The sequence below is a fragment of the Pseudomonas sp. Lb2C2 genome, from assembly GCF_052112205.1.
Taxonomy (GTDB): Bacteria; Pseudomonadota; Gammaproteobacteria; order Pseudomonadales; family Pseudomonadaceae; genus Aquipseudomonas; species Aquipseudomonas kilonensis.
Map to the genome: position 1 here is coordinate 532,933 of NZ_JAUTYW010000002.1, position 13,791 is coordinate 546,723.

Genomic DNA, 13,791 nt, shown 5'->3' on the forward strand with positions numbered 1-13,791 from the left:
GCCATTAAAAACAGGATCATTTGAAAAATGGCCACATACGAAATCCTGATTGCCGATGACCATCCGCTCTTTCGCAGCGCGTTGCATCAGGCAGTGACCCTGGGCCTCGGCCCGGCTGTCCGGTTGACGGAGGTGGCCAGTATCGCGGAACTGGAGGTCCAGTTGACGGCAAAGGCCGATTGGGACTTGGTGCTGCTGGACCTGAACATGCCCGGTGCCTATGGTTTCTCAGGGCTGGTGCTGTTGCGGGGGCAATACCCGCAGATCCCCGTGGTCATGGTCTCGGCCCAGGAAGAAGCCTCGGTGATGGTCAAGGCCCGGGAGTTCGGCGCCAGCGGCTTCATACCCAAGTCCAGTTCCCTTGAGATGATTCAGAAGGCCGTGAAGGCGGTCCTGGACGGCGATGTGTGCTGGCCGCCCCAGGCGTTCGAAGCGGTGAGCGTGTCCGAGGAAGCCAAGGCCGCCAGCGAAGGGCTGGCCAGCCTCACGCCACAGCAGTTCCGGGTATTGACCATGGTCTGCGAAGGCCTGCTGAACAAGCAGATTGCCTATGAGTTGAGTGTGTCGGAGGCCACCATCAAGGCTCACGTCACGGCAATCTTTCGTAAGCTGAACGTGCGCACCCGGACCCAGGCAGCCTTGCTGCTGCAACAACTTGAGTCAATTTCACCGCAGGCTTAGTGTTCCGGTTCACGCTTTTTTGACCGGGTTTGAATTAGCTTCTCCACTCCTTTTCGATCAGTTGCCCACTTTATGTCACCTTTTAAAGGCCAGACCGGCCTGAAACGCATCCTCAACGCCTCCGGCTATTCCTTGGACGGGCTGCGTGCGGCTTTTGTCGGCGAAGCAGCTTTCCGTCAGTTGGTGCTGGTCAACGTTGTGCTGATTCCATTGTCCTTCTTCCTGAACGTCAGCCGTGTCGAGCAGGCACTGCTGATTGCCGTGTGTCTGCTGGCATTGATCGTGGAATTGCTCAACTCGGCGGTGGAGGCGGCCATCGACCGCATCTCCCTGGAGCTGCACCCATTGTCGAAAAACGCCAAGGACATGGGCAGCGCTGCCCAGTTCGTCGCCCTGACGATGATCGCCTTGGTGTGGGGCTTGGTGCTGTTGTAACGGCTCAGGCGATGGCCGGCAGCACGATTTCGTCGCTGCGCTGGGCCCCGGCGGTGAAGGCCCGGCACAGTTCGAGGAATTCACGCATGGCCGAGGTCTGGTACTTCTGTTTGTGCCAGATGAAATAAAACTGCCGCGCCAGGTCCATGTCCGGGGTTTCCACCGCGACGAGGCTACCGCGGCGGAAGGCGTCGCGCAGGGCCAGGCGAGAGATGCAGCCAATGCCCAGGCCGGACTCCACGGCGCGCTTGATCGCTTCGGTGTGTTCCAGCTCCAGGCGGATATTCAATGCGCTGCGGTGGTGGCGCATGGCCTGGTCGAAAGTCAGTCGCGTGCCCGAACCCTGCTCCCGCAGAATCCAGGCCTCATGGGTCAACTCCTCCATGGTCGCCTGGCCGCGCTTGGCCAGCGGGTGTTGAGGGGCGCAGAACACCACCAGTTCGTCCTCGACCCAGCTTTGCACTTCGATGTCCGGATGGCTGCAGTCGCCTTCGATTAGACCCAGATCAATTTCATAGTGGGCAACCTGGTGCACGATATTGGCAGTGTTCTGCACATGCAGCTTCACCTGGCTTTCCGGATGGCGCTGCATGAAACCGCCGATCAACAAGGTCGCCAGGTAATTGCCGATGGTCAGCGTGGCACCGACCGCCAGTGAACCGAAGCCGGACTTGCCATTGAGCAGGTCTTCGATTTCCTTGGCCTGGTCCAGCAGCGCCACTGCCTGGGGCAGCAGCTGCTTGCCCAGGGCATTGAGGCTCAGGCGCTTGCCGGCACGGTCGAATAACTGGCAGCTCGATTGGCGCTCCAGTTCGGTGATGGAGGTGCTGGCCGCCGATTGCGACAGATTGAGCTGGCCCGCAGCGCGAGACACGCTTTCCTGCTGGGCGACGGCGACGAAAACTTGAAGTTGACGGAGAGTAAATCGCATATCGATATAACCGATAACCCTTATCTTAATAATCCATTTAACAGATATTGTCGCCGCCATTAGAATGCGATGCAATTGCGCAGATTATCGGCGCAGGCATTATTCCCAGGAGTCCCCGTACATGAGCAACATGAACCACGAGCGTGTCCTCAGTGTTCATCACTGGAACGACACTCTGTTCAGCTTCAAGTGCACCCGCGATCCGGGCCTGCGCTTCGAGAACGGTCAGTTCGTGATGATCGGCCTGCAACAGCCCAACGGCCGCCCGCTTATGCGCGCTTACTCGATTGCCAGCCCGAACTGGGAAGAGCATCTCGAATTCTTCAGCATCAAGGTGCCGGATGGTCCGCTGACCTCCCAGTTGCAGCACCTGAAGGAAGGCGACGAGATCATCATCAGCAAGAAACCCACCGGCACCCTCGTGCTGGACGATCTCAAGCCTGGCAAGCATTTGTACCTGCTCAGCACCGGCACTGGCCTGGCGCCGTTCATGAGCGTCATCCAGGACCCGGAAACCTATGAGCGTTTTGAAAAAGTGATCCTGTGCCACGGCGTGCGTTACGTCAATGAAGTCGCTTACCGCGAGTTCATCACCGAGCACTTGCCGCAGAACGAGTTCTTCGGCGAAGCCCTGCGTGACAAGCTGATCTACTACCCGACCGTGACGCGCGAGCCGTTCGAGAACGAAGGCCGCCTGACCGACCTGATGCGCAGCGGCAAGCTGTTCCGCGACATCGGCCTGCCACCGATCAACCCACAGGACGACCGCGCCATGTTGTGCGGTAGCCCGAGCATGCTCGACGAGACCAGCGAAGTGCTCAACAGCTTCGGCCTGACCGTTTCGCCGCGTATGCGCGAGCCGGGTGATTACCTGATCGAGCGGGCGTTTGTAGAGAAGTAAGCTGTATTTGTGGCGATTGATAGATCGCCATCGTCAGATCGCCGCCCGGAGCAAGCTCGCTCCCACATTTGATTTGCAGTGACCACAAGTGTTGTGGTCACACATGTCCCATTGTGGGAGCGAGCTTGCTCGCGATGGCAGCGACTCGGTCCAACAGATGCCCCACAAAAAAGCCCGCGCCGCCTGATGAAGGCCGCGCGGGCTTTTTCGTTTCTGGTGTTTACGGTTTCGCCGGAATCACTTCCAACACCCGAATCAACCCCGCCTGCGGGTAATGCCAACGAACGTCCAGGTCCCAGAACTGTGCGCCATATTCCCGCTCGGCGGTAGGAACCTGGTACGCCGGGCGTGGGTCTTGGGCCAGGCATTGTTCAATCAGTTCCACCAAGGGCTCTGCCAGGCGCGTGGCGTGCTCGCGGGCTTGAAGCAGGGCAGTGTCCGCCCATTGCACCGGAATCAATTCAGGCGCTGCGCTGGCGATGCTGTTGGAAGCCGAGCCGATGATGTCGGCGTAGGGCACGTAGGGCTTGATGTCGAGCACCGGCGTGCCGTCCAGCAAATCGATACCCGAGATCCACAGGCGCCCGGCTTCAACCCGTTCCAGCTTCACCACCGATTGGCCGATGCCGTTGGGGCGGTGGGTGGCGCGGGTGGCGAATACACCCATGGACTTGTTGCCGCCCAGGCGTGGCGGCCGCACTTTCAACCGTGGCTTGTCTTCCAGGGCCTGGTGGAACAGGAACAGCAGCCAGACATGGCTGACCTGCTCCAACCCCTGCACCGCCTCGCCCTGATCGAACGGCGCCACCAGCTCCAGCACACCACGTGCAGCCGGCGCCAACTGCGGTTGGCGGGGGATGGCGAACTTCTCCTTGAAGCAGGAGCGGACGAAGCCGATGGGGGAGACGCTGTAGGTCATGGGTTGGGATCGAGACAGGGTTGAATGGGCATCATAGCGCGAGGGGCCAGGTTGGCACCGCTCTCTGTGGCGAGGGCGCTTTTGTGGCGAGGGAGCTTGCTCCCGCTGGGCTGCGAAGCGGCCCCCCTGGTTCTGTCTGGCACACCGCGAGAGGACGCTGCGCGTCCAGCGGGAGCAAGCTCCCTCGCCACAAAGGCCCAGGAGGCCTGGGAAGTCAGCCGCGAACGCGCAGCGTCAGGCCCTTGAGGAAGTTGCGCAGCAACTGGTCGCCACACGGCCGGTAGTTGGTGTGGCCGAATTTGCGGAACAGTGCGCTCAGTTCCGGTTTGGACACCGGGAACTCGGCGGCCTTGAGGATCGCGTGCATGTCGTCTTCCTTCAGTTCGAAGGCCACTCGCAGTTTCTTGAGGATGATGTTGTTGGTCACCGGCACTTCGATCGGCTGTGGCGGACGGCTTTCGTCCTTGCCACGCTTGAAGATCACCAGGCCATCGAGAAAATGCGCCATGACCTCGTCAGGGCAGAACACGAAGCCTTCTTCCTCGTCTTTCTTGAGGTAGCCCGTCAGGTCGGCCAGGGAGACGTCCAGGCCGCCCAGCTTGATGATCTCGATGACTTTCTTGTCGCTGATGTCGAGCATGTAGCGCACGCTGCGCAGTACGTCGTTGTGAATCATGTGTGCAGTCCTGATCAATCGGCAGTGGGCGCCCCGGTTCGGTGCGGCGCCGGAAAATTAGAATTTCTCTTTGGCAGACAGGTAGCGCCATTGGCCCAGCGGCACCTTGCCGATGGACACGCCGCCGATGCGAATGCGGCGAATGGCGACGACCTTGAGCCCGACCGCCTGGCAAAACAGAGCGATCACGCCGGGCTGCGGGTTTTTCATGGCGAAGCGCAGGCGGTTCTCGTTCTGCCAGCTGGCTTTGACCGCCGGCAGCTCCTTGCCCTTGTAGGTCAAGCCATGGTTCAGGCGATTGAGGCCATGGGCGACCATCTCGCCTTCGACTTCCACCACGTATTCCTGCTCGATCTTGGCGGCGTCGGCGGTGAGCTTGCGCAAGATCTTCCAGTCCTGGGTGAACACCAGCAGCCCGCTGGCGTTGGCTTGCAGGTCGGCGCTGGCGGTCAGGCGCAGGAAATGGCCCTTGAGCGGGCGTTTGCCGAAGCGGTGTTCTTCGCTCAGGGTCTGCGGGCCAAGGGAGGCCATCGCGGTGTCTACATCCATGCCAGCAGGCGCATTCAGCAGGAGGGTCACCGGCTCCGGCGCGGTGGCCTTGGCCTCGGGGTCGAGTTCGACTTTCTGGGTGGTGACCTTGAACTGCGGCTCATCAATCACTTCGCCATCCACGGTGACCCAGCCGCCCTCGATGAACAGCTCAGCCTCCCGACGGGAACAGCCGACGAGTTCGATGAGGCGTTTGGAGAGACGAATCGGGTCAGTCATGACGGGGGCCGTAACAAAAAGAGGGTGGGCATTGTACCTGCCTGGCGCCGGTTAATCGCGGGTCCATTTGCCTCATGCCGTTTTTAGCCGCGCCCAGCCTTCAGGTCGGGCTGCTTGTAGCGCATGTGCAGCAGAGGGTAGGGCTGGTTCATGCCATCCTTTGCCGAACGCCCGACCACTTCGAAACCTTGCTTGAGGTAAAAGCCCAGGGCTTGCGGGTTCTGTTCGTTGACGTCCAGTTGATCGGCGTTCAGGTGTTCCATGGCGTAGCGCAGCAACTGCTTGCCCAGGCCTTGGCCACGGTGCTGTGGGTCGATGAAGAGCATCTCGACCTTGCCGGCCGCGACACCGGCGAAACCGGTGATCCGCTGGCGCGCGTCCCGGGTGCAAATGAGCATCACCGCATCCAGGTAGCGGGTGAGCACCAGGTTTTTCAGCAGCTCGATGTAGCTGTCCGGCAGGAAGTCGTGGGTGGCACGCACCGAGGCCTCCCAAACCTGGGTCAGTTCCTGATAGTCGCTCGGTTTCGGTGTGTGGATGACCGAATGCTGACGCATGCCCGCCTGTTCCTTGTGCTGGATGTGCTGGGTTTCTCCATACGATAGTCGTAAAAAAGCCCCGCATCTTGTAGCAAGAGCGGGGCTTTTCAATTTTTTACCGAGTTTCGCAAGAGCCTGTGCTCCCACAGGCCAACCGATCTGCTCAGCTCACAAATCAACCGATCTGCTCAGCCCACAAATCGTACTCATCGGCGTCGGTCACTTTGCACCAGACCTTGTCACCCGGCTTGAGGTTGCTGCCGTTGTCGATGAAGACGTTGCCGTCGATTTCCGGGGCGTCGAAGAAGCAGCGGCCCACGGCGCCTTGCTCGTCCACTTCGTCCACCAGCACTTCGATTTCACGGCCGATGCGCATTTGCAGGCGCGCCGAGCTGATGGCCTGCTGGTGCGCCATGAAGCGCTCCCAACGGTCCTGCTTGACGTCGTCCGGCACCACGTCCAGGTCCAGGTCGTTGGCTGGGGCGCCTTCGACAGGGGAATACTGGAAGCAGCCGACGCGGTCGAGCTGAGCTTCGGTCAGCCAATCCAGCAGGTACTGGAAGTCTTCTTCGGTCTCACCGGGGAAGCCGACGATGAAGGTCGAACGGATGATCAGGTCCGGGCAGATTTCGCGCCAGTTCTTGATGCGGGCCAGGGTCTTGTCTTCGAACGCCGGGCGCTTCATGGCCTTGAGGACTTTCGGGCTGGCGTGCTGGAACGGGATGTCGAGGTACGGCAGGATCTTGCCGGCGGCCATCAGCGGGATCAGTTCGTCGACATGTGGATACGGGTAGACGTAATGCAGGCGGACCCAGACGCCGAGGGTGCTGAGGGCTTCGCACAGCTCGGTCATGCGGGTTTTCACCGGCGCGCCATTCCAGAAGCCGGTGCGGTATTTCACGTCGACGCCGTAGGCGCTGGTGTCCTGGGAGATCACCAGCAGCTCCTTGACGCCGGCCTTGACCAGACGCTGGGCCTCGTCGAGCACATCGCCCACCGGGCGGCTCACCAGCTTGCCGCGCATCGACGGGATGATGCAGAAACTGCAGCTGTGGTTGCAGCCTTCGGAAATCTTCAGGTAGGCGTAGTGGCGCGGGGTCAGCTTGATGCCTTGTGGCGGCACCAGGTCGATCAGCGGGTTGTGGTCCTGGCGTGGCGGCACCACGTCATGCACGGCGTTGACCACCTGCTCGTACTGCTGCGGACCGGTCACGGACAACACGCTTGGGTGCACGTTGCGGATGTTGCCTTCTTCCACGCCCATGCAGCCGGTGACGATGACCTTGCCGTTTTCCTTGATGGCTTCGCCGATCACTTCCAGGGACTCGGCCTTGGCCGAATCGATGAAGCCGCAGGTGTTGACCACGACCACATCGGCGTCCTGATACGTGGACACGACGTCATAGCCTTCCATGCGCAGCTGGGTCAGGATGCGCTCGGAGTCGACCAGAGCTTTCGGGCAACCCAGGGATACGAAGCCAACCTTCGGATTGGCGGGCGCGGTAGTGGTGGACATGTCTAACCTCGGTGTAGGGGGATCGTCTCTTGCCGAGACAGGGCGCCTGGCGCGCCTCTGATCAAAAAGTGCGCAATTCTATCCATGGCCGACGCACTTGACCAGCTTTATACCGGGAAATGCGACGAGTGCTGCGCTATGCTTCGCGCCTTTGTGTTCTGTCGATTACTGCAGTCAACAAAACGTCTGTAACAATACGTAAAACAGCGCATGCTGCCTCAACAAAGAATAGTGCCACGTTCAAGAAGACAGGTCTGGGAATCGGGAGTGTTGGATGGGTCATGCAAGTAGTCAGGCGGTGGGTGCCGAGCATTCGGCAGCGAAGCCGCTGAGCATGCTGGTTGCGGCGGTCGGAGTGGTTTATGGCGACATCGGTACGAGCCCGTTGTACACCCTCAAGGAAGTGTTTTCCGGTGCCTACGGCGTACCTGTCAATCACGATGGGGTGCTGGGGATTCTCTCGCTGATTTTCTGGTCGCTGATCTGGGTCGTGTCGATCAAGTACATGATGTTCGTCCTGCGCGCCGACAACCAGGGCGAGGGCGGGATCATGGCGCTCACCGCCCTGGCGCGGCGCGCGGCGGCGGGAAGGGCGCGGCTGCGGACATTCCTGGTGGTCTGCGGCTTGATCGGCGCCGCGCTGTTCTATGGCGACAGCATGATCACGCCGGCGATTTCCGTGCTCTCGGCAATTGAAGGCCTTGGCCTGGCGTTCGAAGGTATCGACCACTGGGTGGTGCCCTTGTCGCTGGTGGTGCTGGTGGGGCTGTTCCTGATCCAGCGCCACGGCACTGCCCGCATTGGCATCCTGTTTGGCCCGATCATGGTGACCTGGTTCCTGGTGCTCGGCGCCCTGGGGGTGTACGGCATCCTGCAACACCCGGAAGTATTGCAGGCGGTGAACCCGGCCTGGGCCGTGCGCTTCTTTGTCGTCCACCCGGGCATGGGCGTGGCGATCCTCGGCGCTGTGGTGCTGGCGTTGACCGGCGCTGAAGCGCTGTACGCCGACATGGGCCACTTCGGTCGCAAACCGATTGCCCGCGCCTGGTTCCTCCTGGTGTTGCCAGGCCTGATGCTCAACTATTTCGGCCAGGGTGCGTTGTTGCTGGGTGATCCGGAAGCGGCGCGCAACCCGTTCTATCTGCTGGCGCCGAGCTGGGCGTTGCTGCCGTTGGTGGGCCTGTCGACGCTGGCCACGGTGATCGCTTCGCAAGCGGTGATTTCCGGCGCGTTCTCCCTGACGCGCCAGGCGATCCAGCTCGGTTACATCCCGCGCATGTACATCCAGCACACCTCCAGTGCCGAGCAGGGCCAGATCTATATCGGTGCGGTGAACTGGTCGCTGATGATCGGCGTAGTGCTGCTGGTGCTGGGTTTCGAATCTTCCGGCGCGCTGGCTTCGGCCTATGGCGTGGCAGTGACCGGTACGATGCTGATGACCACGATCCTGGTGTCCGCCGTGATACTGCTGTTGTGGAAGTGGCCACCGCTGCTGGCGGTACCGCTGTTGTTCGGTTTTCTGTTGGTGGACGGCCTGTACTTTGCCGCTAACGTACCGAAGATCGTTCAGGGCGGCGCTTTCCCGGTCATCGCCGGTATCGCCTTGTTTGTACTGATGACCACCTGGAAGCGCGGCAAGCAACTGCTGGTGGAGCGCCTGGACGAAGGCGCGTTGCCGTTGCCGATCTTCATCAGCAGTATTCGCGTGCAGCCACCCCATCGCGTACAGGGCACGGCTGTGTTCCTGACCGCACGCTCGGATGCGGTGCCCCATGCGCTGTTGCACAACCTGTTGCACAACCAGGTGCTGCATGAGCAAGTGGTGTTGCTGACGGTGGTGTACGAAGACATCCCCCGGGTACCGCCGCAGCGGCGCTTCGAGGTCGATGCTTATGGCGAAGGCTTCTTCCGGGTGATCCTGCACTTCGGCTTCACCGACGAGCCGGACGTCCCGCTCGCGCTCAAGCTCTGTCATCTCGATGACCTGGACTTCAGCCCGATGCGCACCACCTACTTCCTCAGCCGCGAGACCGTCATCGCTTCCAAGCTCGAGGGCATGGCCCGCTGGCGCGAGATACTGTTCGCCTTCATGTTGAAAAACGCCAATGGCAATCTGCGCTTCTTCAATCTGCCGCTGAACCGAGTGATTGAACTGGGGACGCAGGTGGAGATGTAGCAACCAGAAAACAAAAAGCCCTCGTTGCCTTGCGGCGGCGGGGGCTTTTTTGTGAGCCACACAATATCGATGTCAGGCGAATCTTGTGGGAGCGAGCTTGCTCGCGATAGCGCAGTGTCAGTTTGCAAAGATGTTGAATGTGCCACCGCCATCGCGAGCAAGCTCGCTCCCACAGGGTTATGTGTCAATCGAGCGGCCATAGAAAAGCCCCGGTAACCGTAAGGTTGCCGGGGCTTTTCTCAGTTCTGCGTCAGATCACTGTTCGGCTGTCTTGCTCTGGCGCTTGTTGATCTCATCGATCAGGCGCTTGGCCAGGGCCGGGTAGTTTTCGTCGAAGTGGTGGCCGCCAGGCAGCTTGATAGCTTCGCCTACGGCTGTCTTGTCGGTGCAGCCGCTTTCGTCGGCCTCTTCAGCGCCGTAGATGCACACCACCTTCTCGGCTGGCAGCTTGGCCATCTCCGGGCCGGTGGCGGCTTCGGTGCCGGCGTTGCCGAGCCAGCCTTCGACTTCGATCTCGAAGCTGCCGGTGCGGGCGAAAGCCAGCAGGATGATCGCATCGACCCGCTGTTGTTCGGTGGCCGGCAGGCGATTGTAGATGGCCGGCAACACGTCGGCGCCGAAGGAGTAGCCGGTCAGGATGAAGCGCTTGGTGCCCCAGATCTGACGGTAGTGCTGCATCAGTTCGGTCAGGTCCGCCGCGCTTTGCTCCGGGCTCTTGTGCTGCCAGTAATAGCGCAGGGTGTCGATGCCGACCACTGGGTAGCCGATCTTGGCCATTTCATCGGCCACATCGCGGTCCAGGTCGCGCCAGCCGCCGTCGCCGGAGAGAAACAGGGTGACGGTGTCCCGCGCCTGGCTGGCTGGGACTTCCACCACCGGGATGCTCAGGCCGCCCTTGGCCTTGTCGGTGCCCACCAGGATTTTGCGCAGCTCGTTGTTCAGCACTTGCGGCAGGTTGATGTCGTAGTCGCTGATGCTGGTTTCGGCATTTTTCTGATCCCTTACGAAACCGGCGCTGGTGTCGTCAGGGTTATCGTTCCAGGCCACCAGCCAATGACCGTGGGCCGCGGTTTTTGGCAGCAAGTGCGTGCAGCCGGGTTTTTCCAGGGCCAGGTCCACCGAAACGGCCTTTGCCTTGTCATCCTTCTGCTCGGCCAGCCAGCGCCAGGCCAGCACGGCGCCCGGGCCGATACCGCTGACCAGCGTGGCCGGGCCTTGCAGTTCTCTCAGGCCTGCTTGCAGGGCGCGACCTTGCAGCATGCAGTCCTTGGGCAGGATCACCTGGACGATCTGCGCCGAGCCACTGCGGCTGAGGGTCGTCAACTGCGTGTCGCTGAGCTTCTGGTCCTCATTGACTGCCACCAGCACCTGGGCGCGCGGTTTGGTGCCGGGGATGACCCGGGTCATTGCTGCGCCATCGGCGGGCGCCAGTTGTTCCAGGATCGGTTGCGGGGCCGGGCGGTTCCAGTACCAGTAACCGCCACCGAGAATTACCGCCAGCACCAGCAGGGCGGCCACTACGTATCGCCAGGAGCGTTGCATCATCAGCGTTTCACCAATCCAGTCAGGCCGCCTGCAATCAGGGCGGCGGTATCGGCCAGTGCCACCAGCGGATCGAGTCCGGCGGGCACGGCCATGTAGCGAGGTTCCCAGTCAGGCTGGAATTTGTCTTTGAAGCGGCGCAGCCCCTGGAAGTTATAGAGCTGTTCGCCGCGGCGGAACACCATCGAACCCAGGCGTTGGGTCAGCGGTGCGCCGCGCCGTGGTTGCAAGCCCGACAGCGGGACCATGCCGAGGCTGAAGCGGGCGTAGTCATGGTTTTTATAATGCTGGATGAGGCCGACCATCATGAACTCCATGGTCAGTTTCGGGGCCTCGGGGTGGGCGCGCATCAGGTCGAGGCTGGCCAGTTCGTGGCTGTGGGTTTCCAGCAGGTTGGCGAACGCCACCGGCCGGCCCTCGAAACGAATCACCGCGATGCGAAAATGCTTGAGGTAGTCATTGCTGAAACGGCCCAGGGAGAAACCTTTCTCCCGCACGTTCTTGCCGGTCAGCCAGGCATCGGAAATGACCTTGAGTTCATCCATCGGCGCCTGGCCCGGTTCGTGGATTTCCAGCGACAGGCCGTCACGGGTGCCGCGGTTCCAGGTGTAGCGCAAGTCCTTCATCTCTTTGCCCTTGGCTTCGAGATCGAAACGCTTGAGGTCGACCCGTGCTTCCTCGCCCAGCTTGATGGCTGTCAGGCCGATGTCCATGTAGTACGGCAGGTTCTCGGCACGTACCTGATAGAACACCGGGCGGGCATGATGGATGTCACACAGGTCGCGGAACTGCCAGATCATTTCAGCCCGTTGCAGGGTCGGCCCGATCGGGTCGTACAACGCCACCAGGCTGCGGCCACGGCGGGCGTACATCAGGAACGCCTCGTCATTGGGGTGAAACAGCAGCGCCTTGTCACCGGTCAGGGCCAGGCCACCGTCGGGTTGCGACGAGGTCATGAGGATCGCCCGGGCGCGCTCCAGTTCTTCTGGTGACGGCAAATGGATCACCGGCCGCGCGGTGCGCAGTAGCCAGGTCAGGGACACCACCACCAGCAGTACCGCGGCGCCCAGCAGGGAGCGCAGGCCGCGAGGGGCGTCGGCATCGAGGGTGAACTGCCACCACAGTTGATGGCTGTAGGGCACGTCCTGGTAGGCAAACAGCAGCAGCCAGGTCGACGCGCCCAGCACGCAGATACTGGCGATCAGGAACAGCGGGGAAAAGGGTAGTTCAGTCAGGCGGCTCGGACGATAGAAGGAGCGTCGGAATATCGCCAGCAAGGTGGCCGTCAGCGTCAGCAGCGTGGCTTCTTCCCAGTCAAAACCCTTGAGCAGCGAGAGCAGGGCGCCGACCAGCAGCAGAACCGTGGTCAGCATCCAGGCGGCCGACAGGCGACGGCGCAGGCCTTGGGCGAGCAACAGGCACAACACGCCCACCAGGCTGGCGCCAAAGTGCGAAGCGTCGACCAGTCGATGAGGGATCAGGAAGCCGATGTGCTCCAGGCGGGTGTCGATTTCCGGTGTCACCCCGGAAAACAGCAGCACCACGCCGGAGAGGAACACCAGCACCGCCAGGATCGGTGCTGCGAAACCCGATGCCGCCCGCAGGCTCTGGCGCGTCTGGAACAGCCGTTGCGCCTCATTGATCAGCAGCAGCACACAGGCGACCAGCATCGGCAGTAGCACGTAGATCAAGCGATACAGCAGCAGCGCGGCGGCCAGGGGCGCGGCGCCGAGCTTGTCGGCAAACGCGGCCAGCAGGATCGCTTCGAACACCCCGACACCGCCGGGTACATGGCTGAGCACCCCGGCGGCCAGCGCCAGCAGGTACACCAGCAGGAAAGCGCCGAACGGCGGTGCTTCGGGCAGCAAAAGATACAACACGGTGGCGGCGGCGGCGACATCCAGCGCGGTGATCACCAACTGCAGGAAGGTCAGGCGTCGGCCCGGCAGGCGCAGCGTACGGCGCCCGGCCTTTACCAGCAGGCTGTCTCGATGAGGCTGCTCCGGCAGGCGCCGGCGGTAGATGCCGATGGCCAACACGCTGGTGAGCAGCAGCACCGCCACGGAAATGGCCCCCAGTAAAGTGGCAGGCAGGTGCAGCGCGGCAGACGCGGCGGGCAGGTTGCTGAGCGTTGCCAGGGCCGCCAACGGTGGCAACGCGCAGCCCAGGGACAGGCTGGCGAACAACGTCATGTGGGCGACATCCGAGGCCCCCAGGCCATGACGCGCATACAGACGGTAGCGAACCGAACCGCCCGACAGCAGTGACAGGCCAATGGCGTTGCCGATGGCGAACGCGGTGAATCCGCCCAGGACCATGGTCTGTGGCGGCAGCGTCACCCCGGCATAACGGCTGGCGGACCATTCGTAGCCCAAAAGAATGATGAAGCCGGCTACCGTGGCGGCGATCGCGCCGAGCAGGGCTGGCCGGGGTACTTCCAGAATCGAGTCGTGCAGAGCGTACAGATCGAGCTCGCTCAGCAGATGGCGGCAGGCAATCAATGCAATCGCAAACAGCAGCAGCGTGACGGCGAGGCCGATGGGCTGGCGGTACTGGCTGATCCGATCCAGCCAGCGCAGTCGCTCGGCCTTGATCGGTTGTGTCGCAGTAACGGAGTCTTGCGGGTCAGACGAGTGGGCGCGCATCAATCACCTCTTGAGCTATGCGCGACAGGATGGGGGTATCCAGTCAAGTTACCAATCCCCGC

Annotated in this window: 12 protein-coding genes; 4 read left to right on the top strand and 8 right to left on the bottom strand. The window is 61.8% G+C overall.

Features of this window, described 5'->3' with window-relative positions:
* The first annotated feature begins 27 nt into the window (after positions 1–27).
* Complete coding sequence (gene erdR / locus Q7F16_RS06700) at positions 28–681, top strand: response regulator transcription factor ErdR (protein WP_046064978.1); 654 nt, start codon at positions 28–30, stop codon at positions 679–681.
* 72 nt (positions 682–753) lie between these two features.
* Positions 754–1,116 carry a diacylglycerol kinase gene (locus Q7F16_RS06705; RefSeq protein WP_046064977.1) on the top strand — a complete coding sequence of 121 codons (363 nt, stop codon included), beginning with the start codon at positions 754–756 and terminating at the stop codon, positions 1,114–1,116.
* A gap of 4 nt (positions 1,117–1,120) precedes the next feature.
* Here the strand turns inward: Q7F16_RS06705 and Q7F16_RS06710 are convergent, their stop codons facing one another.
* A complete protein-coding gene (locus Q7F16_RS06710; protein ID WP_024617637.1) occupies positions 1,121–2,047 on the bottom strand; it encodes a LysR family transcriptional regulator in 927 nt (308 codons plus the stop codon).
* A 121-nt stretch (positions 2,048–2,168) separates the two neighbouring features.
* Between Q7F16_RS06710 and fpr the strand changes: the two genes are divergently transcribed.
* Positions 2,169–2,948, top strand: coding sequence for a ferredoxin-NADP reductase (gene fpr, locus Q7F16_RS06715; protein ID WP_003184787.1), 780 nt, complete (start codon positions 2,169–2,171; stop codon positions 2,946–2,948).
* A 220-nt stretch (positions 2,949–3,168) separates the two neighbouring features.
* Here the strand turns inward: fpr and tsaA are convergent, their stop codons facing one another.
* From tsaA to rimO, 5 genes are all read right to left on the bottom strand, one after another.
* Positions 3,169–3,867 (bottom strand): tRNA (N6-threonylcarbamoyladenosine(37)-N6)-methyltransferase TrmO, encoded by a 699-nt coding sequence (gene tsaA, locus Q7F16_RS06720; protein WP_046064976.1) that lies wholly within the window; start codon positions 3,865–3,867, stop codon positions 3,169–3,171.
* Between the two features lie 214 nt (positions 3,868–4,081).
* Positions 4,082–4,543, bottom strand: a complete 462-nt coding sequence (locus Q7F16_RS06725) for a DUF1456 family protein (RefSeq protein WP_014336844.1) — start codon at positions 4,541–4,543, stop codon at positions 4,082–4,084.
* Positions 4,544–4,600: 57 nt separating this feature from the next.
* Complete coding sequence (locus tag Q7F16_RS06730) at positions 4,601–5,311, bottom strand: rRNA pseudouridine synthase (RefSeq protein ID WP_024617635.1); 711 nt, start codon at positions 5,309–5,311, stop codon at positions 4,601–4,603.
* 83 nt (positions 5,312–5,394) lie between these two features.
* The gene (locus Q7F16_RS06735; protein ID WP_014336846.1) at positions 5,395–5,868 is read right to left on the bottom strand and encodes a GNAT family N-acetyltransferase; all 474 of its coding nucleotides are present in this window, start codon (positions 5,866–5,868) and stop codon (positions 5,395–5,397) included.
* Between the two features lie 157 nt (positions 5,869–6,025).
* Positions 6,026–7,366: a 30S ribosomal protein S12 methylthiotransferase RimO gene (rimO, locus tag Q7F16_RS06740; RefSeq protein WP_003198379.1), complete on the bottom strand. Its 1,341-nt coding sequence runs from the start codon at positions 7,364–7,366 to the stop codon at positions 6,026–6,028.
* Between the two features lie 334 nt (positions 7,367–7,700).
* Between rimO and Q7F16_RS06745 the strand changes: the two genes are divergently transcribed.
* Positions 7,701–9,542, top strand: a complete 1,842-nt coding sequence (locus Q7F16_RS06745) for a potassium transporter Kup (RefSeq protein ID WP_409556033.1) — start codon at positions 7,701–7,703, stop codon at positions 9,540–9,542.
* Positions 9,543–9,797: 255 nt separating this feature from the next.
* On the opposite strand, the gene Q7F16_RS06750 is transcribed toward Q7F16_RS06745, so the two are convergent.
* Positions 9,798–11,087 carry a virulence factor family protein gene (locus Q7F16_RS06750; RefSeq protein WP_046064974.1) on the bottom strand — a complete coding sequence of 430 codons (1,290 nt, stop codon included), beginning with the start codon at positions 11,085–11,087 and terminating at the stop codon, positions 9,798–9,800.
* Positions 11,087–13,729, bottom strand: coding sequence for a bifunctional lysylphosphatidylglycerol flippase/synthetase MprF (gene mprF / locus Q7F16_RS06755; protein ID WP_046064973.1), 2,643 nt, complete (start codon positions 13,727–13,729; stop codon positions 11,087–11,089). The genes Q7F16_RS06750 and mprF overlap by 1 nt, the downstream gene beginning before the upstream one ends.
* Between the last annotated feature and the right edge of the window lie 62 nt (positions 13,730–13,791).